Source organism: Treponema denticola, assembly GCF_024181405.1.
GTDB classification, from domain to species: Bacteria; Spirochaetota; Spirochaetia; order Treponematales; family Treponemataceae; genus Treponema_B; species Treponema_B denticola_D.
The window spans coordinates 1,970,238-1,992,736 of the sequence record NZ_CP051302.1; the positions used below are offsets into that span (position 1 = coordinate 1,970,238).

The 22,499-nt window shown below is 39.4% G+C and carries 18 protein-coding genes; 14 read left to right on the plus strand and 4 right to left on the minus strand.

Annotation, left to right across the window (positions count from 1 at the left end; all coding sequences use genetic code 11):
* Window position 1: 1 nt before the first annotated feature.
* The 13 genes from bamA (at window position 2) to HGJ18_RS09300 (ending at window position 18,007) form a co-directional block, all read left to right on the plus strand.
* Window positions 2-2,458 (plus strand): outer membrane protein assembly factor BamA, encoded by a 2,457-nt coding sequence (gene bamA, locus HGJ18_RS09240; RefSeq protein WP_253696055.1) that lies wholly within the window; start codon window positions 2-4, stop codon window positions 2,456-2,458.
* Between the two features lie 9 nt (window positions 2,459-2,467).
* Entirely contained in the window at window positions 2,468-2,995 is a 528-nt protein-coding gene (locus HGJ18_RS09245) for an OmpH/Skp family outer membrane protein (RefSeq protein ID WP_253696063.1), read from the plus strand.
* Window positions 2,996-3,008: 13 nt separating this feature from the next.
* Entirely contained in the window at window positions 3,009-5,663 is a 2,655-nt protein-coding gene (gene mutS / locus HGJ18_RS09250) for a DNA mismatch repair protein MutS (protein WP_253698326.1), read from the plus strand.
* A 113-nt stretch (window positions 5,664-5,776) separates the two neighbouring features.
* Window positions 5,777-6,628, plus strand: coding sequence for a PD-(D/E)XK nuclease family transposase (locus HGJ18_RS09255; RefSeq protein WP_253696065.1), 852 nt, complete (start codon window positions 5,777-5,779; stop codon window positions 6,626-6,628).
* A 93-nt stretch (window positions 6,629-6,721) separates the two neighbouring features.
* The gene (locus HGJ18_RS09260; RefSeq protein ID WP_253696081.1) at window positions 6,722-8,068 is read left to right on the plus strand and encodes a YjiH family protein; all 1,347 of its coding nucleotides are present in this window, start codon (window positions 6,722-6,724) and stop codon (window positions 8,066-8,068) included.
* Between the two features lie 133 nt (window positions 8,069-8,201).
* Window positions 8,202-8,744: a histidine phosphatase family protein gene (locus HGJ18_RS09265; protein ID WP_253696083.1), complete on the plus strand. Its 543-nt coding sequence runs from the start codon at window positions 8,202-8,204 to the stop codon at window positions 8,742-8,744.
* 111 nt (window positions 8,745-8,855) lie between these two features.
* Window positions 8,856-10,880, plus strand: a complete 2,025-nt coding sequence (gene hutU, locus HGJ18_RS09270) for a urocanate hydratase (RefSeq protein WP_253696085.1) — start codon at window positions 8,856-8,858, stop codon at window positions 10,878-10,880.
* A gap of 113 nt (window positions 10,881-10,993) precedes the next feature.
* Window positions 10,994-11,662: a LolA family protein gene (locus tag HGJ18_RS09275; protein ID WP_253696087.1), complete on the plus strand. Its 669-nt coding sequence runs from the start codon at window positions 10,994-10,996 to the stop codon at window positions 11,660-11,662.
* A 20-nt stretch (window positions 11,663-11,682) separates the two neighbouring features.
* Entirely contained in the window at window positions 11,683-12,801 is a 1,119-nt protein-coding gene (locus tag HGJ18_RS09280; protein ID WP_253696089.1) for a helix-turn-helix domain-containing protein, read from the plus strand.
* 27 nt (window positions 12,802-12,828) lie between these two features.
* Window positions 12,829-14,232 (plus strand): MiaB/RimO family radical SAM methylthiotransferase, encoded by a 1,404-nt coding sequence (locus HGJ18_RS09285; RefSeq protein WP_253696091.1) that lies wholly within the window; start codon window positions 12,829-12,831, stop codon window positions 14,230-14,232.
* A 155-nt stretch (window positions 14,233-14,387) separates the two neighbouring features.
* Complete coding sequence (locus tag HGJ18_RS09290) at window positions 14,388-16,427, plus strand: P1/P2 acidic ribosomal protein (protein ID WP_253696095.1); 2,040 nt, start codon at window positions 14,388-14,390, stop codon at window positions 16,425-16,427.
* Window positions 16,408-17,610 carry a M15 family metallopeptidase gene (locus HGJ18_RS09295; protein ID WP_366793012.1) on the plus strand — a complete coding sequence of 401 codons (1,203 nt, stop codon included), beginning with the start codon at window positions 16,408-16,410 and terminating at the stop codon, window positions 17,608-17,610. The genes HGJ18_RS09290 and HGJ18_RS09295 overlap by 20 nt, the downstream gene beginning before the upstream one ends.
* Window positions 17,603-18,007, plus strand: a complete 405-nt coding sequence (locus HGJ18_RS09300; protein WP_253696099.1) for a Holliday junction resolvase-like protein — start codon at window positions 17,603-17,605, stop codon at window positions 18,005-18,007. The genes HGJ18_RS09295 and HGJ18_RS09300 overlap by 8 nt, the downstream gene beginning before the upstream one ends.
* A 191-nt stretch (window positions 18,008-18,198) precedes the next feature.
* On the opposite strand, the gene HGJ18_RS09305 is transcribed toward HGJ18_RS09300, so the two are convergent.
* From HGJ18_RS09305 to HGJ18_RS09320, 4 genes are read right to left on the minus strand one after another with little or no spacing between them, the layout of a single operon-like run.
* Complete coding sequence (locus HGJ18_RS09305) at window positions 18,199-19,314, minus strand: FAD:protein FMN transferase (RefSeq protein WP_253696101.1); 1,116 nt, start codon at window positions 19,312-19,314, stop codon at window positions 18,199-18,201.
* A gap of 12 nt (window positions 19,315-19,326) precedes the next feature.
* A complete protein-coding gene (gene lspA / locus HGJ18_RS09310; RefSeq protein ID WP_253696105.1) occupies window positions 19,327-19,848 on the minus strand; it encodes a signal peptidase II in 522 nt (173 codons plus the stop codon).
* Window positions 19,849-19,860: 12 nt separating this feature from the next.
* Window positions 19,861-20,520, minus strand: a complete 660-nt coding sequence (locus HGJ18_RS09315; RefSeq protein ID WP_002667217.1) for a Crp/Fnr family transcriptional regulator — start codon at window positions 20,518-20,520, stop codon at window positions 19,861-19,863.
* Window positions 20,521-20,523: 3 nt separating this feature from the next.
* Window positions 20,524-21,525 carry a cyclic nucleotide-binding domain-containing protein gene (locus HGJ18_RS09320; RefSeq protein WP_253696106.1) on the minus strand — a complete coding sequence of 334 codons (1,002 nt, stop codon included), beginning with the start codon at window positions 21,523-21,525 and terminating at the stop codon, window positions 20,524-20,526.
* A 97-nt stretch (window positions 21,526-21,622) separates the two neighbouring features.
* On the opposite strand from HGJ18_RS09320, the gene HGJ18_RS09325 reads away from it, so the two are divergent.
* Complete coding sequence (locus tag HGJ18_RS09325; protein WP_253696107.1) at window positions 21,623-22,498, plus strand: PHP domain-containing protein; 876 nt, start codon at window positions 21,623-21,625, stop codon at window positions 22,496-22,498.
* Window position 22,499: the final 1 nt, after the last annotated feature.

Here is a 22,499-nt window from a genome sequence, read left to right on the forward strand (position 1 = left end):
AATGTTGAAGAAAAAAATTATAGGTTTTATGCTAATCTTATTTGCTTTAAATTGCTTTGCTCAAGAGCCTGAAGGATGGTATAATGGAAAACCTGTTTTAGAGATTCAGTTCAAAGGTCTACAAAATATCGCCAGCTCAGAATTAGATGAAATCTTCAAATCATACAAAAAAAAGCCTTTTTCTGATGAGCTATATTGGGAAATATTACAAAAAATCTATGCATTGGATTATTTTACAGATATCGTTCCTAAAGCAATACCGGCAGACGAAAAATATCAATACGTATTTTTGGAATTTATAGTCAAAGAGAAACCGGCCGTAAATAATATTGTATTTACAGGCAATAACAATATCAGAAAAGCAGATTTACTTTCAGCAATCAAGGTAAAAAAAGGCGACATTTTTAATGAAGTTAATATAAAAAATGCCGAAAGATCCTTAAAAGACTTTTATATCGAAAAAGGATTTACAAAGGCGGAAATATCAAGTAAAACCTCTGAAGATAAAGAAAAAAACAGTGTAAATGTGGAATTCTTTATAAAAGAAGGCAAAACATCCGTTATAACTAAGATACTTTTTGAAGGAAATTCAAAATTCCCGGAAAAGGCCTTAAAAAAAGTACTTGTATCTAAAGAAGCATGGTTACTGCAAAAAGGATTTTTTAGAGAAGATGCTCTGCAAGCAGATAAAAGTGCAATTAAGCTATTATATGGAGAGCACGGATATATAGATGCCCATGTCGAAACCATAAAAAAGGACATAGATACCGAATCCGATCCGCAAAAAGATCAAATTACCCTTACATATGTAATCATGGAGGGAGAACAGTTTACCTATGCAGGAGTAGACTTTGAAGGAAACTATATTTTTTCAACCAAGGAATTAAGCGAAAAATTCAAGCTTAAAAAGGGTGATGTATTTAATTTAAGAAAATTTGAAACAGGGTTTGGAGATGTAGCCAACCTATATTTTGAAAACGGTTATACCGGAAATTATATAGATAAAAAAGAAAATCGTAATACTTCAACTAAAGAAGTTTCCTATACAATTATAATCGTGGAACGCGAACGAAGCCATATAGAAAATATAATAATAAAAGGGAATACAAAAACCAAGGACAATGTTATTTTAAGAGAAATCCTATTAAAGGAAGGGGATGTATTCTCTAAAACAAAACTGATAAATAGTTTTAGAAACTTAGCCAACCTAAGATATTTTTCGGCCGTTTTACCCGATGTTTTACAGGGTTCGGAACCTGATCTTGTGGATATTGTCATCAATGTTGAGGAACAATCGACGGCAGGAATCCAATTCGGTGTTACTTTTTCAGGTTCGCCGGATCCTGATACCTTTCCTATGTCTGTATTTGCGCAATGGGAAGAAAAAAATTTATTTGGAACAGGAAGAGAACTATCGGCTAGTATCAATGCCGCAAGCGATACACAGAGCTTAATCTTAGGGCTCACTGAAAATTGGTTTTTAGGTAAACCTCTTTCGGTAGGTTTTAATTTTTCGGTATCTCATAAAAATCTATACACTTATCAGGATATACTTTATCCTTTTAACAATGTTCCTGACCCTCATACAAGCTTGGAGGAATTTAATAAAAACCCCTCTTTATCCGATGCATTTAAAATGAAATATGAACGTCTCGAATTCGGTTTAGGTATGAACTCGGGATACAGGTGGTTTCCTAAATTTGCAATTATCACTCTAAGAGGAGAGCTAAATTTCGGCCTTGTAAAGAATTTTTATGACAGTATGTTGTACAGACCTTATGAAGAAAAAACCAGAAATCAACAAGCAAAATGGAGCTTAAGCAACTATTTAAAGATAAAGCTGTCTGTAGATGACAGAGACCTTACATATGATCCTTCTAAGGGATGGTTTTTAAGCCAAGAAGTAGGCTTCTTCGGTTTGTTTCCTAAAATTGAAGATGAGTACTTTTTTCAATCGGATACAAAGGGTGAGTTTTATATTACACTCTTAGACTACCCCGTAAGCGACATCTGGAATCTAAAATTTGTTCTAGGTTTTTACTCGGGATTTTCATTCCAAATTCCTCTTGCTCAACAGCCGATCAGTTTTGACAAGAAGCTCTATATTGACGGAGCCTTTAAAGGACGAGGCTGGATTGGAATGGGCACGCAAGGCTCAGGAACGGTTATGCAAAATAACTGGATAGAATTTAGATGGCCCTTAGCTCACGGAATTTTATCTTTCGACTTTTTCTTTGACGCTATAGCTGTCAAACAGGACTTGCAGGATTTAAAATCCTTAAGCATAAACGATTATTATTTCAGTTTCGGCCCGGGATTGCGCTTTTCAATACCCCAATTTCCTCTGCGTCTGATGCTTGCAAATACCTTTAAATCTGTAAACGGAAAACCGGTATGGGGCAACGGAAAAGGTGCCGACTGGAGATTCGTTCTTTCATTCAATATACCCAATTTATAGGAGGTTAGTATGAATAAAAAAGGAACCCTGATTATTGTTGTTATGTTATTGATGTCTCTTGGAATCTATGCACAGCAGATTACCCGCTTTGCAGTTATAGATACGGGACTTATCTTCGACACCTTTAGGCGTGATGCAAAGGCAGCGAGAGACTATCAGGAAAAGAAGGAAAAGTTTGAAAATCAAAAGAAGATCCTTGAATCCGAGATTATACAGCTTAGGCAAAAAAAAGTTACTGCCGAAGCAGACGGACAGGAAGCTGAAGTAAAAAAATATGAAGAAAAAATAAAAAGCAAGATAACCTTATTGATGGAATATGTAAAGGCTTCCAATGACGAACTTAATATGCTCAGAAAAAATCTTATCAATGATGATGTTTTTTACAGCAACCTATACGAATCCGTCCGCCGCGTTGCAGAATCTGAAGGGTACACAATGGTTTTAAGCTATGAGCATAACGCGGGTATCATATGGTACAGCCCTACCGTAGATATTACGGACAAGGTTATTCAAGAATTAAGAAAACGAAGTGAATAAGCCTCAAACGCCCATGATGAGGCAATACCTCAGCATTAAGGCAAAATATAAAGACGAGATACTTTTTTTTAGACTCGGCGATTTTTATGAGATGTTTTTTGATGAGGCCGTCGAAGTAAGCCGAATCTTAAACCTGACCCTCACAAAAAGAAACGATGTACCTATGTGCGGTATTCCATATCATGCCTCAAAAATATACATAGCCCGCCTCCTGCGTGCAGGAAAAAAAATTGCTATATGCGAGCAAGTTACGGAACCCGTAGCAGGAGGCCTGACCGAGCGCAAGGTAGTTGAAGTTATTACTCCCGGTACCGTTGCCGAAGACGACTTTTTAGAACAGGGAAGCAATAACTACCTTGCCGCAGTCTATTGCTCAAATAAAAAAACGGAAGGCAACAGCGGATTCGATTACTATGCAGGCCTTGCCTATATCGATGTTACCACAGGCAATTTTTTTGCTACATCCTTCCCCAAAACAGACTTTAAAGAGCAGTTTTTAAAAGAAATAGGAAGAATTAACCCCAAGGAAATTTTAATTCAGCAGTCGATTCAAAGCGAATTTCCGGCCTTAAAGCAAATCCTTTCGGAATTTCCTTCGATGATGCAAAACTTTTATCCCGATTGGAGCTTTAACCCGGATCAAGCCGAAAAAAGACTTTGCTCAACCTTCGGGACGGAAAACTTAAAGGGCTTTTTACTCAATACCGATTCGCCCGAAGTTCCGCCAGCCGGCCTCTTGCTTCAATACTTGGAAGAGATTTCGGGCAGGGATATTTCCCATATTTCCGGCATTAAAATATATGCTGAAAGCGACTTTGTTTCCTTGGACGATTCCACAAGAAAAAATTTAGAGCTTTTGACAAACTTGAGGGATAACAGCCCCTCGTACAGCCTTTTTGAATCCGTAAATTATACAAAAACGGCCATGGGCACCCGCCTTTTGAGGAGGAGGATAAGCTATCCGCTCCGCTCAAAGAATGAAATAGATAAAAGGCTTGATAAGGTAAACAGTCTTTTTAAGGACGGAAAGGCATCAGCCATTATACGGGAGACTCTTTCTTCCATACTCGATATTGAACGGCTTTCAGGCCGCATTGCAATGCAAAAAACTCACGGCAAGGATCTTCTTGCCCTAAAACAAAGTCTTAACTCCGTAATAAGAATGGGCAGCCTCATTGAAGAAAAGAAACTCAATTTTTTACAACTCAGCGATGAAGAAAAAAAATTGCTGACCGAAATCCGAAATCTTTTGGAAAATTCGATAGACGATGATTGTACAATAGCCTTAAATGACGGAAAACTTATAAAAAAAGGCTTTTCAAAAAAGGTAGACACGATAAAAAACATAAAAGAAAATGCCCACGAGATTCTTGAAAAGTATTTGGACGATGAACGGAAAAAAACGGGCATCAATAACCTAAAGATAAAATATAACAGAATGATGGGCTATTTTTTGGAAGTGTCTTTAGGAAATATCTCGGCTGTTCCCGATTATTTTATCCGCCAACGCTCTCTGTCAAATGCAGACCGTTTTACCACCGAAACCTTGCAACAAATTGAAGATAATATAAATAACTCGGAAGAAAGGCTGATTGAAGCCGAAAAAGAGGTTTTTGATGAGGTTTGTACCGAAATAGGCTCTCATCACTGCTTTTTACAAAAACTTGCAGAAGAAGTTGCCGAGCTGGATGTAAACCAATCCTTTGCACAGGCCGCAGTTTTACACGCTTGGACAAGGCCCGAACTTTGCGGCGATTCAGGCAACTTAAACATAACCGGCGGAAGGCACCCCGTAGTCGAAAACCATCTTAGGGCCGGAGACTTTGTACCCAATTCCATTGAGCTCTTATCCGGAGAAAATACCAATCCTGAAGATGAAACTATTCCGTCTTTTGCCGTCATTACGGGACCCAATATGGCAGGAAAAAGCACCTTTTTGCGGCAGACAGCCTTAATCTGCCTATTGGCACAGATAGGCTCCTTTGTTCCGGCAGAAAAGGCCGTTTTAAGCCCCGTAGATAAGATTTTTTGCAGGGTGGGAGCTACGGACAATCTGGCCCGAGGGGAATCAACGTTTTTGGTCGAGATGATAGAAACGGCCTATATCCTTAATTCGGCGACTCGAAACAGCCTTGTTATTATGGACGAGGTCGGCCGTGGAACTTCTATGGAGGACGGTCTTGCAATTGCACAGGCCGTAAGCGAACATCTTCTTAATACCATAAAGGCAAAAACCCTCTTTGCAACCCACTACCACGAACTTACCCGCTTGGAGCACGAAAAAATCATAAACCTAAAATTGGACGTACTTGAAGCGGAAGGAAAGATAGTCTTTTTAAAAAAGGTCGTCCCCGGAGCAGCGGGAAATTCTTACGGCATCCACGTTGCAGGCCTTGCCGGTATCCCGCAAAGTGTTCTAACAAGGGCCGAAAACCTCTTATACATGCGAAGCCAATTTCAAAAAGAACGGACTATCCAAGAAGCAAGTCCTTCTGCGCAAGGCTCCGAAGAAAAAACTCCTTCAAGTCCGGCTGAGAAAGGCCTATCCCTCTTCCCTGAAGAAGAGCTTATCTTAAACGAAATTCTTTCAACCGATCCCGACGAAACCGCCCCAATAAAGGCCCTCCAGCTCATCGCCTCATGGAAAAACAGGCTCTCAGGGAAATAAGTAACTTAAATCTCAAATTTCTTTTTTCAAATTTTACTATTTATTCAACTTAGAACCCTATAATTATGTGAAGACAGGCAAGGATAATTTGCTGTTTTAAGGAGAAGTATAATATGAACGATGAAAAAACTATTTTAAATCCCAAAACCGATTGGGTTTTTAAGCTGATGTTTTCCAAAGGCGAAGAAGGAAATAAAGCCCTTATAAGTTTTCTAAATGCCTTTTTGGAAGATTCTTACGGTAAAATAACAAAGGCAGAAATCATAAACACCGAACTTATTCGGGACAGGCCTTCGGGTGAAACTTACCGCCTCGATTTTTTGATTAGAACCGACAACGGTCTTCTTGTAGACCTTGAAATGCAGCAGTTTTGGAAAACAAATTATCATCGCAGAAGTCAAATGTACCTCATGCGCCTCGCTTCCCGCTTTTTAAAGACGGAGCCCAAGGAAGACGATTTTTTGTACGCAATAAGTCTTTCCGTTTTTGGCTGCGATGTTCCTAAAAACGCAGAGCTTGTAAAGATGTCTGAGAGCTCGATAATTCAATATCTTTATGTTGAATTAAACGAGCTAATAGTTTATACTATGAAAAAGAGATTGGAAGAGTATAGCTTAAAAGACTTTTGGATAAGATTTTTAGCCAACTATGAAGAAGACAAAAAAAGCGGAATGTTGGAAGAATTGTGTAAATTAGAGGAGGGTATAAAAATGGCAGAAGCAACACTCTTTAGGGTAACGGATGAAGAGAGGCGAATGGCAATAGAACTCTCTGACGAAAAATACCGGATGTATGTGGAAGACGAACGCAGTGCAGCTAGAAGAGAGGGCTTAGCTGAAGGACGAGCCGAAGGTCTTGCGCAGGGAGTAAAACAAACTGCCAGAATATTAAAACAGCTGGGCGATTCCGTTCAAAAAATAATCCAAGTTACAGGGTTAAGTAAGGAGGAGATAGAACAACTTTAAGTTAGGGGAGGAAAGACACTTTTTCGGATAAAAGATTTCTTGACCTTGAAACTTCGTTGGTTGTTACCCTCCCCTAAAGTAAGGAGGTTCACTATGAGTGACGAAAAAAGAAACGGAACAGCTGTTCCCGAAGGAAAGACGGAACCGAAAACTATAATCCGGTTTGTAGTTTATAGTTTGATCGGTATTTTTATGTTTTTTATTCCGATTGCAATCGGCGGAAAAAAGACGATTCCATTGGATCATATTGTGGGATTGATTCAAAAGATTCCCTATTATGCAAAATACTGGGGGCTTTTGCTTTGCTGTGTGGGCGTAGTTTTTCCATTTGTAACGGGGGCATGGAAAAAGACCAAGGTAAAAATGGTATTTTCCTTTATCAACATTCTTGCAATCCCCTTTGCAATTATGACGGTATTCAATGTAGGGCCTGAAGCTCTTTTAGCCAAAGGAATGCTGCCTTTTATATACGGTAAGATTGTCGTTCCCGTTACTACAATTGTTCCTATAGGCTCGGTATTTTTGGCCTTTATCGTAGGTTACGGTCTCATGGAATTTGTAGGCGTCTTTATGCGCCCTGTAATGAAGCCCGTCTGGAAAACTCCCGGCCGCAGTGCTATTGATGCCGTAGCTTCTTTTGTAGGAAGTTATTCGATAGCCTTGCTCATTACAAATCGAGTTTACAAAGAAGGAAAATACACAAACAAGGAAGCTGCAATTATCGCTACGGGTTTTTCGACCGTGTCCGCAACCTTTATGATAATAGTTGCAAAAACCCTCGGTTTCATGGAATATTGGAACTTCTATTTTTGGACAACGGTTATAGTAACCTTTATCGTAACGGCAATTACTGCAAGAATATATCCTCTATCCAAAAAAGCCGACTCCTATTATGAAAATCAAAAGGGCGATATCGAAACCGATGTAAAGGGGAATAAATTTAAAATTGCCTTGGGAGAAGCCGTAAATGTTTGTTCTTCAGCTCCTTCTCTTCCCCAAAATGTAAAAATAAATTTGCTTGACGGTATAAAACTTGCAATAGGTTTGGCTCCGTCTTTAATGGCAATCGGAAGTTTGGGGCTTATCATTGCAAAATATACACCTGTCTTTGACATAATCGGATATATCTTTGTGCCATTTACGTGGCTGATCCAACTGCCGGAACCTGTGCTTGCGGCAAAAGCTCTTGCGACAAGCATTGCGGAAATGTTCTTGCCTGCTCCATTAGTTGCAAGTGCCTCGGCAGGTACAAGGCTTGTAGTGGCCGTCGCCTGCGTTTCCGAAATATTATTTTTCTCGGCATCTATCCCCTGTATGATGAGTACGGAGATTCCATTAAAGATGAAGGACTATCTTATCATCTGGGTTGAAAGAGTTATCCTTTCGATTCTGCTGACGGCTCCTTTTGTATATTTGTTTACATATATAATTGCAAAATAAGTGCTAAAACCGAAAGATGCGCCATATATCACTGAAGAAAAATGCTGTTTTTGTCATATTTCTTCAGTGAGGCGGATAGCAAATTAAACGGTTCCTACTTGCCCTTTAAGCTTAAAAACCATATAATTTTTGTATGAAACTTTTTGTTGTACGCCACGGTGAAACCGACTGGAATTCTAAGATGATGGCTTGCGGTGTTTCCGAAGCCTTGCTTACCGAAAAAGGAAAAAACCAAGCAAAAGAACTGGCTGAACGCCTTGCTGCCGAACACGATAAAAATAAGATCAGAGTTATCTATGTGTCCCCGCTTAAAAGAGCCGTAGCAACGGCAGCTTATATCGAAAAAGCTTTGGGTATAAAAGCAAAAATAGATGAACGCTTAAAAGAAATAAATTTCGGAACTTTTGAAGGTGAGGATTGGAGGAAGCCCGAATTTTTAAAAATAACCGACAATCCTTTTTTTAGATTTTCGCAAGGAGAGTCCTTAGTACAAACTGCATATCGTGCCTATGGTATGATTGAAGAAGTCAAAGCAAAACACAAAAATGAAAATGTGCTTTTTGTTTGTCACGGAATGATAAGCACTATGATTTGCACATATTTTAGATCTTATTCACAAGAAGAATTGGAAAAGATAGAAATCAAGAACTGCCAGCTTCTTGAATTTGAACTATAAGAATAAATTCCTTTTTATGGAATTTTTGTAAATTCTAAGCTCTTTAAAATTTAATACTATTGTGATATAATTCTATTCAATATAATATTTATTAAAAAGGAGATGATGAGTATGATTACAAACAAAGAAATCGGAAAAGCGATGACAATAAAACTTGATGCAACACTTCCTCCCGACCCTGTTTTTGAAAAGGGAATCAGACGGGCTCCAAGCCGAGGCTTTAACTTGACAAAGGCTCAAACGGAAACAGCCTTAAAAAATGCCCTCCGCTATGTACCGGAAGAACTTCATGAAAAGCTCGCTCCGGAGTTTTTGGATGAACTTTTTACCTACGGCCGAATTTATGCTTACCGCTACAGGCCCCACGGAAATATTTACGGAAAACCCATAGATGAGTACAAGGGCAAGTGTCTTGCAGCAAAGGCTATGCAGGTTATGATAGACAACAACCTTGACTTCGATGTTGCCCTCTACCCCTATGAGCTTGTAACCTACGGTGAAACAGGTTCGGTCTGCCATGACTGGCTTCAGTACCGCCTCATCAAGAAATACTTGGAAGAATTGACCGAAGATCAAACCCTTGTTATGGAATCGGGGCACCCCTTAGGCCTCTTCCCTTCAAAGCCTGAAGCTCCGAGAGTTATAATTACAAACGGCCTTATGATAGGTATGTTCGACAATTACAAGGACTGGGAAATTGCAGAAGAAATGGGCGTTGCCAACTACGGCCAGATGACGGCAGGCGGCTGGATGTATATCGGCCCTCAGGGTATCGTTCACGGAACATTTAATACAATCCTCACTGCCGGCCGCAAGGAACTGGGAGTTGCAAGCGACGGCGACCTAAAGGGAAAACTCTTTATTTCTTCAGGCTTGGGCGGAATGTCAGGTGCCCAGCCCAAGGCTTGCGAAATAGCTAATGCCGTCGGTGTTTTTGCCGAAGTCGATAAATCGAGAATCAATACCCGTCTTGAACAAGGCTGGGTTCACGAAATGTCCGATAACTTGGATGAAATCTTTAAAAAGGTAGACGAGTACATAAAAAAGAAGGAGCCTATCTCAATCGCTTATCACGGCAACATTGTAGACCTTCTTCAATATTGTGTAGACAAAAATGTTCACATCGACCTCCTTTCGGATCAAACCTCCTGCCATGCACCCTATGAGGGCGGCTATTGTCCCGAAAAGATGACCTTTGAAGAAAGAACTAAGCTCCTCTATGAAAACCGCGAAGAATTCTGCAAACGGGTAGATTCTACATTAAAGCACCACTTTGAGCTTATCAAAATTCTTTCATCGAGAGGAACATACTTTTTCGACTACGGAAACTCCTTCCTCAAAGCCGTGTTTGATGCAGGCGCAAAGGATGTTTCCAAAAACGGAATCGACGAAAAAGACGGCTTTATCTTCCCTTCTTATGTAGAAGACCTTATGGGCCCCGAACTCTTTGACTACGGCTACGGCCCCTTCCGCTGGGTATGCTTGTCCGGAAAACCTGAAGACTTGGACAAGACTGACGCTGCCGCAATGAGCTGCATCAATCCCGACCGCCGCGGACAGGACAGGGACAACTACTACTGGGTACGCGATGCCAAAAAGAATAAGCTCGTTGTAGGAACTCAGGCCCGAATTCTTTATCAGGATGCTGAAGGAAGGCGAGACATTGCCTTAAAGTTTAACGAAATGGTACGCAAGGGCGAAATCGGCCCCGTTATGATGGGACGCGACCACCACGATGTAAGCGGAACCGATTCTCCTTTCCGCGAAACTTCCAATATCAAGGACGGAAGTAACGTAATGGCAGACATGGCCGTCCAGTGCTATGCCGGAAACGCAGCCCGAGGAATGAGCCTTGTAGCCCTCCACAACGGCGGCGGTGTAGGTATCGGAAAATCCATTAACGGAGGCTTCGGCCTCGTGCTTGACGGAAGCGAGCGTGTTGACGAAATTATCAAATCGGCCATTATGTGGGACGTAATGGGAGGCGTAGCCCGACGAAACTGGGCCCGCAACGAAAACTCCATTACTACCAGTATCGAATACAACAAAAACTATTCAAATGGACACATCACTATTCCATACGTTGCTAAAGACGAGTTTGTAAAAAAACTGGTCGAGCAAAAATATAAAAAATAAAACGGCTGATACCAAAAGACTCCTGGCAGTTAAAGCTGCCAGGAGCCTTTAGCCGGAATCTTAAAAGGCCTCTACTTGACTTTATAGCTTTTTTTTGCTTTACTATAGACCTCATGAAAAAAAATATAACTACTATTTTATTTGTTTTGATAAGTTCTTTTTGTTTTTCTCAAAATATTACTACTGCAGGGGACTTTTTTTCTTCAGTATCGGATAGATACGCTCAAATACAAGACTACATTGTCGACATGAATATAACCGTCGGATCGTCAACACAGCAGGCTACAGCCATGTTTAAGAGACCGGACAAACTTCGCTTAGACTTTAAATCACCTGCAGAACAATGTATTGTTTTTAACGGAAATACTCTTTCAATTTACCTGCCCCAATACAGAACCATTTTGACTCAGGATGTTGAACAGAGCAATGCCGGAAGTTCTTCGCTGGCGACTCCTCAGGGTCTTTCCCTTATTAAAAGAGGTTATACAATTCAATACGATGCAACATCGGCTCCGCAGCCCTTGGAAGAGGGCTCCTCTGAAAACGTCATAATCTTATTAATGAATAGAAAATCTGCAACCGAGACCTTTAAAACCCTGCGGGTTATGATTTATCCTGACGGTAAACTAATACGCCGAATTGAAGCGATTCCTGTTTCGGGCGGTAAAATTACATTCGATTTTTATAATTACAGGATAAACGCAGGAGTAGGCAGCAAAAACTTTGTTTTTGATGCTCCTTCTACGGCAAAGTCCTTTAATGATTTTCTTTTTGTCGATTAATTTGGTATGGGAGATAAATAATGAACGAAATCGGAAAATTACTCACCGAAACAAGAATAGAAAAAGATCTTGAGCTTGATCAGGTTGCAAGAGAAACAAATATAGCCAAAAGGTATTTGGAAGCTTTGGAAAGCGACGATTACAGTGTTTTCCCTGCAGAACCGTATATCTTGGGTTTTTTGAGAAATTATTGCGAATATTTAGACCTTGATCCCGAAGAAATAACCAATCTTTATAAACAGATTAAAATACAAGAAACTTCCCTGCCGCCGGATGCTCTATTAGAAAAAAGAGGATTTGCTTTGTCTAAGCCCCTTATCATAGGCTTTGGTGTATTGGCGGCTATTGCCGTAATAATTACAGTAGTATTTTTTGCATTTAAAAGCTGGATACCGGCCATACAGCAAAAACGCAGTCAGGCAAATGTAGGAACCGAAATTCGGGAAAAAAGGGAAGCAAAAACACATGAAATAAGTCAGAAAAAATATGAACAAAGAATATTTGAAGGCGATGTCTTAAAATTAACTATAGAAGATAAAGAATACAAGATTGAAGTAGAAAAAGTAAGTCCTAAATTAAATTTAAAGACAGAAACAGGAAATCAAATAATAAGCTTAGGACAAACCGTTAAAATAGATCTCAACAACGATTTAACACCTGATGTTGAAATTACTCTAGAAGACATAGATAAAAATAACCCGGAGTCCGGAGCTCTGGTATCTATCTTGACCGGAAATAGTATTTCAGAGGGAAAACCTTCTACAGAAACAGACTTAGTCGTTTCCGAAGACGATTCTCAGGCCGCTGCAACTTACAAGGTGTTGTTTGAAAGCGGTTCAGCCTACCCCGTAACCTTAAATGCCACATTTAGGGGCTACTGCTTATTCAGATATGAGGCAGACAGGACTAACCGTGAAGAAAGGTACTATCAAAAGGCCGAACAGCTTACCGTTCAAGCCAATAACGGTTTAAGAATTTGGGCATCCAACGGAAATGCCGTAAAACTTCAAGTAGTTGCTGGGGGCAAAACCGTTGATTTGGAAGTCAGCCGGCCGGGAGAAGTTATCGTAAAAGACCTCAAATGGATACGGGATGATGAAACCAAACGCTTTAAATTCATAGTTGTAGATGTCGATTAATTAGAGATGCTTCAAAAGAAATTTTTTATGGATTTGCACGGTTGTGCAAAAAATCAGGTTGATGCCGAACTTATAATCGGGATAATGGAAAATTTATCATGGAAAAACACCTCCGATCCCGATGAGGCGGATCTTATTATAGTAAATTCATGCGGCTTTATTAATTCTGCAAAGGAAGAATCGATAAATGCCGTTTTACAGGCTAAGGCGGCCCACCCTAGGACTAAGATTCTCTTGGCCGGATGTTTGGCCGAACGTTATGCCGATATCCTCAAAAACGATTTACCTGAAGCAGACGGTATTTTTGGAAACGGAAACCTTTCCCTACTGCCTCAATTAATAGACTCCATGTTTCCTAAGAAAACTTCGGAGGAAAAATTCATTGATAAGATACTTATCCCACCGCAAATAGGCATCTGCGGAGGAGAAAGGCCTAAAATACTTAACTTTCCGCGGTCTACCTATATCAAAATAACAGAAGGCTGTGATAACTTTTGCAGTTTTTGTGCCATACCCATTATCAGGGGGCGCTTAAGAAGCAGGCCCATTAAAGACATCTGCGATGAAATAAAAACTTTTTTAAAAAAAGGCTTTTATGAATTTAACCTGATTGGACAGGACCTAGCCGCCTATCAAACCGGAAAAAATGATTTAAATGAAGATGAACTGCATAGAGAAAAGTGCTCGGGTTTAGCCCTTCTTCTAAAGAGCATTTCGGAAATAAAGGGTAATTTTAAAATCAGATTACTTTACATTCATCCCGATCACTTTCCCATGGACATTCTTCCTATAATGACGGCAGATAAAAGATTCCTGCCATATTTCGATATTCCCTTTCAATCGGGTGCACAAAAAATAATAAGGGCTATGAACCGAAATGGAGCTGCCGAGGTTTACCTCGATATCATAAAGAATATACGGGAGGCTTTTGAAAAAGCAAACAGTCCTTACGGAGAGCCGCAAATACGGACAACCTTTTTGGTAGGCTTTCCGGGCGAAACTGACGAAGATTTCAATGAGACCATCAAGTTTTTAAAGGAATTAAGGCCTCTTTGGTCGGGCGGCTTTACATATTCGAGGGAGGAGGATACTCCTTCATATTCTTTTAAGGGCAGGGTTCTCAAAAAAACTGCAGAAGCCCGTCTTGCCGAAATACAAAATACTCAAACCTCCATAACAGAAAAAAAATTGGATTCCTTTATAGGAAAAGAAATAGAGGTCTTAGTAGAAGAGCTTATTCAGGCAGAAGATAAAGCATTTTTAGCCCTAGGACGGGCTTGGTTTCAAGCACCGGAAGTTGACGGAGCCGTTGTTTTAAACTTTAATTTAAACAAAAAAGACACTGATGGAAACCCGATAGCTCCCGGCTCAATTGTAAAAGCAAGGATTGCAGCCCGAAACGGTTTTGATCTCGAAGCCCTAGCCGTTTAGAACTTGTCGATAAAAACCTCCATAATGTATAAAGACTTGTAAAAATACGCCGATACTGTAATGAGGTATAATTAATTCCGCCTTAGAATTTAGCATATTGTAGAGGGTTTACTAATCCTTTATAAATATGATAAAATAGGTATTGGAGATTTAAGTTGCGCACAAGTTTAAAAGTTTTTATAAGTTTAGTTATCTCTCTAGCCATATTTTCGGGTCTTTTATATTTAACGGCCTCAGATTATGAATCTTTTACGGAAACGAAAATATATAAACCTTCCATATTACGGCATATCAATGAAAACCTAAAAGAGATTGAAAAAACTTTTATAGCTTGGAATAAAGAAAACACCGAGTTATTTAAAAATTTCCTTCGTGAAGAAGCATTAATGTCAGCAGTAAAGCAGGATCAAGACCAATCCGACATAGAAGCACGAAATAATATCATTTCAAAAATAATATCGACAGTCCCCGGATTTGCAGGATTGCGGATAATCGATTCACAATATCAAAAAATTCACTTTAGTACCTTTCCGGAAGACATTCTAAGCAAGACAAACTCAATGCTTTCATATAAAAGGTACAACGATGCAGGCAATTTAATTCCATACCAACATATAGCATCTGCAGACAAGTCGGAAGTAAAAATTACGGCTTCAACGGCTTTTGATGTGATTCTATATTGTTTGCCTTTTTATGATACCTATGATGTATATAGGGGAACGGCTGTTTTTTATATCTCAGGGAACAGCTTTTTATATCATTTGGTTTCAGAAAACATCCTTTCAATCAGCGACGGTTTAGCCCTCCTCGCCGACGAATCCCATACCATAATCGGGCTTTTGACGGGTAACCATAATGTTGTTTCTCCGGAATTAAAGGAAGCCGTTCTCAATGACTGGGAAAGGTTACCTCAAAATGTACGCATAATAGGCCTTGAAGGCGAGGATCGCTGGGTTCTTATTACAAAAAAATCCGATTTTGGTTATGTAGGCCGGATAACCGAAAAAGATGTTTTTATGTTCCCCATGACCGTTAAGTATTTTTTGGTATTTACGGTTTTTGTGACAATATTTTTAATGTCCTTTTTATTATTAAATATAAAAAGAAACCGCTTATTTATTGCTCAAAATAAAATTCAGGCGCTGCATTGGTCAATTCTAAAAAACTATTTAAAAACATCTCAAAACGAAAATTGGGCAGAGCTGCAAAAAGAACTTGAGTATCATCGGCATGAAGTAAATGCAGAAATAAAAAAAGGATTAGGGAAAAAAATTCTTGAAACTAAGGGAAAAGAAATAGATGATCTCTTACAAAATAGTTGGCAGGAAATATTTGATATTATAAACAAAACCTCAAGAAACAAATCTCTTACCCAAGATCTAAAAAATATAAAAGCTGAAGAGCTTATAAATCTTTTGATGGAGGCGGTCAAAGCTCAAAAGGATGTTTCCGATAAGCCAAAACCGGCCTCTGAGGTCAAGGAAGTCGATGAAGTTGTCAAAGAACCCGATGAAGTAGAAGACGCTGAGACTGTAGAAGAACTCGATGAAATAGAAGAAGCTGATGCCGTCGAAGAACTCGGCGAAATAGAAGAAGCTGAAGCCGTAGAAGATCTCGATGAAGTCGAAGACGCTGAGACTGTAGAAGAACTCGGTGAAGCAGAAGAAGCTGAAGCCGTAGAAGATCTCGGTGAAGTAGACGAAGCTGAGCCTGTCGAAGAGCTCGATGAAGTCGAAGACGCTGAAGCCGTAGAAGAACTCAGCGAAGTAGAAGAAGCTGAAGCCATAGAAGAGCTCGGTGAAGCAGAAGACGCCGAGGCCCTCGAAGAGCTCAGCGAAATAGAAGATATGGATGACCCAATGCTCCGTTTAAATGATTTAGGATATACTATCTCAGGTTTGGATTTTTCCGAACTTGATGTTCCTATTTCGGAATTGGAAAAGGCAGAAGCTAAAAAGGTTGAATACATTACCGAAGATTATAGCCCTATACGTTCAATGTGGGGAAAGTATGACGAAAGCCCAATCTTGGGTACTCTGGATGTAGTAGGAGAAAGTGAGCCTGTGCCTTTGCTTGATATAAACGAAGAGCAAACAATAGTAAACGAGGACGGAGTATTTATTATCCGTAAAACGGAACCGATAAAACCTGAAAATAAAGATTTTAAGGCTCTTGTTGACTCAGTACTTAGATAGCACCAAAATGCAAACAGTTTTAAACAATTTTAAACAACTTCTTTTTATTTTATTTTTTATAGGCAATTTAAGCATTGTCCCATGCGAAAACAGAGACAAACTTGCTGCCTTTAATGTTAATCTTGATAATCCATGGCTTAGTTTAAAAGCCATTCAAACGGCCTATCCTGACCTTGTAAAGAATATTTCCTTTGATTCGGAATTAAACGATTGGTTTATAACGATAAGAAATCAAAATTTGTATTGGGCAGATGGAAGACTTTTACCAAAAAAAGATATTCAAAATCGGCAAAAATGGGCTCCCATAATTTCTTACTTTTATTCCGATGAGGTACAAAACCCTAAAGACTTTTCTGAAGAACTTATATCGGCATTAAAACCGGAGAGTCTAATAAAGAATAGAAAAGCTGCCCCTCCCCCAAATTACACTTTTTTTATGCTTTTATTCAACGGAAAAAACCGCAACGAGATTATAAAACAAATACGCCGCTCCCGTTTCTTGGGGTATGATGTATGGGTCCATCAGCGAGTTGTAGAGCCTTTAAGGCGTGTTCAAACAAAAATATACGCAGCCCAAAAAACAAACACAGAAGTTAAAAAATTTTTAAAAGAACTAAACCAGTGTTGGAGTTTTAATTGGAGGGTTATAGCAGATTCCGGTAAACTGAGCAACCACAGCTGGGGATCGGCTATCGATCTTTTACCGGCAAACTACAAGAATAAAAAAATCTATTGGTTTTGGGAAGCTGCCCGTAATGATTATTGGATGAAAATAATGCCTTACAGAAGATGGATTCCTCCTAAGGCCGTAATAGAAGCCTTTGAAAGCGAAGGTTTTATCTGGGGCGGTAAGTGGACGCTCTGGGATAATATGCACTTTGAATACCGTCCCGAACTCCTATATATTAGAAATTTTGTTCTAAAGGCGGAATTTAATGAATTTATAGCGCAGAATACACAAAATCTATATCAACGGCCTCAAATTGAAACGGAAAAACAAATATCTCAACGGCTTGCCGATATTTTTAAAATGGCAGAATTGATAAAATTTACTTCATCCTTTTCCAGTAATATTTTATCTTTTTACGGTATCGGCGGCATAACGGGGGAAGATAACTTTGAAAAAGAAGAAAATATAGAAGAGCCGCAGGAACCCAAATATTTGGAGGAAATGATTGATTAAGATTGCTTTAGGGATATTTATAATTCTAATATTCTTTTTACTCGGTTTGGTCATCGGAAAATACAAGGAAAGGAGTTTAAATCTAAAAAAGCTAAATGAAGCAAGAAAAGATGCCGTAAAACGATCACGAGCGGTATTAAACGGACAGCTTTCAGAGCAGCTGGCTCCTTTTTTCCCCGATTTTCCTGCAAACCCCACAGAAATACGCTTTATAGGTCAGCCTGTAGACTATATTGCCTTTAACGGTGCTTCCCAAGGGACTATTACCGATATAAGCTTTATAGAAATAAAAACAGGCTCATCAGCTCTGAGTCCTGTTGAAAAAGCTTTAAAAGATGCTATCGAAAAAAAGAAGATAAAATATATGGAATATAGGGTAGATTTTAGCAATAAATAGAGATTTTAGAATAAACCGCACAAAATAGTAATAAAAGTAATAAAAATACATTTTTTTCTTAAAAACACTTGACAATTTTTATTTAATTTGATAGATTATCGCTACACACAGAAAAGATACACATACTACTTCAAAAGAACCCCCGTATCCTCCTTTCGGGGGTTCTTTTCTTTTTTTGAGCAAAATTTAATCTACTTTTTTATAAAAAAATCCTGATCGATAATTTCAACAGAAATATCATCATTCCCAAAAGCAGAAATGGAATTATCCTTATAAAATAAAAAACAGGCGGGCATTTTAGGCTTACCTATAAGGGGAAAATCCACTGTTATCAATTTTTGTAAAAGAGCCCTTGTTTTTTCTTCTCCCAAAACATAGCTTGATGTAGAAAGAGCATCGGCAAGGGTAGAGCTTTCACTTACAATAGAAGAAGCATTTAAGCGGTTTTGTACAGGATAACCCGTCTTTGAATCGAAGATATGATGATAAATTATCCCGTCTTTTTCTATAAATCTTTCATAGTTGCCTGATGTTACAAGTGAAGCATCTTGAAGATTCATACTTACAACAGGGTTTTGTTTTCCTATTACCGGATTCCGTAAAGCAGTCTTCCAAGTTTTTCCCGACGGATTTTTACCGGAAACCAGGATATTTCCGCCAAGGTCTATTAGAAAATCTTTTATGCCATGCTCTAAAAGTATTTTTGCAATTTTATCGGCTGCATAACCTTTTGCAATCCCGCCAAGGTCCAACCTCATACCTTCTTTTTGTAAAAAGACCTTATTTTTTTCACTTAGGATTATGTTTTTATAGTCTAAAAGAGGCAGGACCTCTTTAATGTTCTCAGGCGAAGGAACGGCCTCATTTTCAAAGCCAATGTTCCAAAGTTTTACTAAGGGGCCGATAGCCGGATTAAAAGCCCCATCTGTAAGCTCCGCCATAATAAGCGAAATTTGCAAAAGCTCGTACAATTCGGGCGAAACCTCTAAAGGAGAAAGACCGGCCTCTTTGTTTAAGCGCTCAAGTTCCGACTCGTTTACAGTAGTCAGACCTTTTAGATTATTATTTTCTGCGGAAATATTATCGGTGTTTGCATTAAAAATTGAATCAAGTTTTATCAGCTCGGCATAAACCTTTTCCAAAACTTCTTCCGCTTTTTTTTGAGGCTCGGAGGTAAGGATGCGGACTCTGCAAACGGTTCCAATAGACAACCATGTTTTAGAATATTCTTTTATTGCCGGCCGGCATGAAAAAGCTAAAAGCATGTAAAAGGCTAAAAATAAGAGAAAGATAGATTTTTTAAACATAATGGCTCCGGTTTAGCTGTCTTTAAGTTTTTTTTGTTTGATACCCTGTAAAATTAAATTTACACCAAGCCCTATTCCGCAGCAAACGATAAAGGAATCGGCAGCATTAAAGGTCGGCCAGCGTTCCATTCCCAAAATACCGAAAAATTTTACATCGATGAAATCCACAACACCTTCAGATCTAAAAAAACGGTCTATAAGGTTTCCAAAGCCACCGCCCAGTATTCCGCATATAAACCATCTTTGAGCCCTTGTAAGTTCAGCAGACTTTAGATATGCTCCGGTAAGAGCTATCAAGAGCAAAAACGGTAAAAAAACCAACAATATCTTTCTTGCAAATTCTCCAAAACCGGCTCCAAGACTAAAGGCCGCTCCGGTATTGTATACAAACCTCAAATTTACAAGGTCTCCTATCACCGGAATTACCTCATTCACGGACATATATTGTACAACCAAAATTTTAGTAACTTGGTCTACAACAATAACTATTGCAGTAAGCAAAAAAGGAAGATAATAATCTTTTTTATTGTTCACAAGGATCCTGCCTTATAATACATATAGATTTTGCTCTTTTGAGCGGCGAGTATTAACATAACGGGTTAAGTCTGTCATGTTTTGTACTATAATTCTATCGTCATAGACGGAAATTCTGCCCTGATCTATAAATTTCCGCATATTGTCTTCGGTTTCTTCTTTTGAAAGACCGGCCCAGCGGGCAACCTCTTCAATTGTCGTGTCAAAGGAACGCATCTCAGTACTGCGGTCAAGATTGGGCTGGGTTTCATCCAGCATTAAGAAAACGTCTGCAATTCTTGCAGGCCTGTCTTCGATGGTTAAAATCATAAACCTGCGTCTTTGGGCATAGATTCGCCTTACAAAGGTCTTTAAAAGCCTCATAGCAATAGCCGGATTTCCCTTCATCAAAATTTCAAAGTTTTCTTTATTGAATTCGAGGGCCATCACATCGTCATAGGCTATAGCCGAGGCTGAACGGGGAGAGTTATCCAAAATAGCCATCTCTCCGAAGATTTCTCCGGGCTGTAAGATATCAAGATTTTTTTCAAATCCGTTGATAATTTTTATAAGCTGAACACGGCCAGACTGTATCAAATAGAATGATGAACCGGGTTCAAATTCTGCAAATATAAGAGAGCCTTTAGGAAAGCTTTTTGCAAATCTTGAAAATGAAGAAAAAAGATCCGACATAGTTTATGCTCCTTGCAGCCGGCTGCTGCATTCCTTTTGAAGTTCCCGAATTTTTCCGATTATATCGGCACCTGACAAGATGGCAGCCTTATCAAAAAAGGCAATCGCCTTATCGGGTCTTTCCATATCCATATAACACATACCCAGATACATAAGGGCATCTCCTATCTTTGAAGACTTGGGATGCTGGGAAATAAAGCCCGTTAAAAGCTGTAAACAGCGTACATATTCTTTTTGAGAGTGCAAACTCTTTCCTGCCCCGATATAGGCATTATCTGTAATCTCATCGCCCGCCCCTGCTTCAATTACGGCATGATATTGATCATAGGCAGCTTCAAATTCTCCCTTTTCAAAAAGATCTTCAGCCTTATTATACGCAAGATGAACAGTGCCGTCAGTAACCGCAGCCGGTTTTTCGTGATGAGCAAAAACGGCATCATTATTGTGTCCTTCTGCATTTCCGAAAGAACGGCCTGCAACTTCCGCCGTACTTCTAACAATTTGATCTACTTGTGAAATATACTTTCCGTTAGGATAAATAGCCTTATACCTTGTCCCAACCTGTCCTGCAGCCTTATAATGTTGGGAAGAATAAAAGGCATTCATAACATTAAAAAGCCCTTCTTCAGGGTTTTTTTCTTCTTCGCTGTCTAAAAGAGAGGCTAACTGCTTATGAATAGTCCTAAGCTGGCGGGAAAAAACCTTTATCATCTGTAAGATAATGCGGGTATTCGTCTGTGCAAATGCTTCAAATTCCTTGCTTGTAAAAGAATAAACTATGGAGTCGGTTAGAACCATGGCGCTTTCTTCTCTTGGATAATTGCCCAATGCGGACTTTACTCCAAAAAATTCTCCGGTCTTTATATAGTCGGTAACCTGTTCTCCGGTTTCAATGTCTATAGATGTAAGAGCTATGCTGCCCGTGTTCAAAAGAAAGACACGTTCATCAAAGTCTCCCGAGAAATAAACTACTGAATTTGCCTTGTAATTAATAGCCTTAGGCATTACGGCCTCCCAATACAAAACTTGCGTTCTATTATTCTAGCATATTTTTTAAGAAAAACCTAGCCCTTCTTTGTTTTTTTTGATATAATCTTTTTATATGGTGGACTTACACACTCATTCAACGGCATCGGACGGCACCTTTACCCCTACGGAACTTGCCGCAGCTGTTAAAAAGGCGGGTATTTCAGCCTTTGCCTTAACCGATCACGATATTTTAAGCGGACTCGACGAAGCTGCTGCAGAATCTAAAAGGCAGGGTATTATTTTTATACGCGGGGTCGAGATAAGCGTTAAATGGAGCCCCGGAGAGCTCCATTTATTGGGCCTTGATTTGCGTAAAGATTCCCGCGAGCTTAACTCGCTCTTACAGGATCTGCAGGATGAAAGGATAAACAGAAATCAAAGGATGGCCGAAAAATTAAAAAAAGCCGGCTTTGATATTTCATACGAAAAGGTAAGAGATTTTGCGGGCGGAGATCAGGGCTTGGGCAGGCCCCATTTTGCGGCCTACATGGCAGCCCATAAAATGGTCAAAAAAAATCAGGAAGCCTTCGATAAGTATTTTGCAAAGGGAAGACCTTTTTTTGAAGAAAAAGAAAATGCAGACCTTGCAGCCGCAATTTCTGCCGTAAAATCCGCAGGAGGGATTCCCGTTTTGGCTCATCCCATGTCCCTTTATTTATCTTGGTCTTCCCTTCCCGATGTTATAGCGGATTTTAAGAGGCAGGGTCTTGTGGGGCTTGAAGCTTGGAATTCTTCGACAAAATACAATGATTGTAAAAGGCTAGAAAAACTGGCGGCATCCCTAGATATGCCCATAACTGCCGGAAGCGATTTTCACGGCTCAATCCGAAAGGACAGAAAACTCGGAACAACTTCAAAAAACTGTATAAAGATTGAAGACAGGTTTTACGAAAATTTACGAGCCCTCCATCCCGACCTTCCGCCCCTGCAAAAAAGTCAAGCTGATTAGA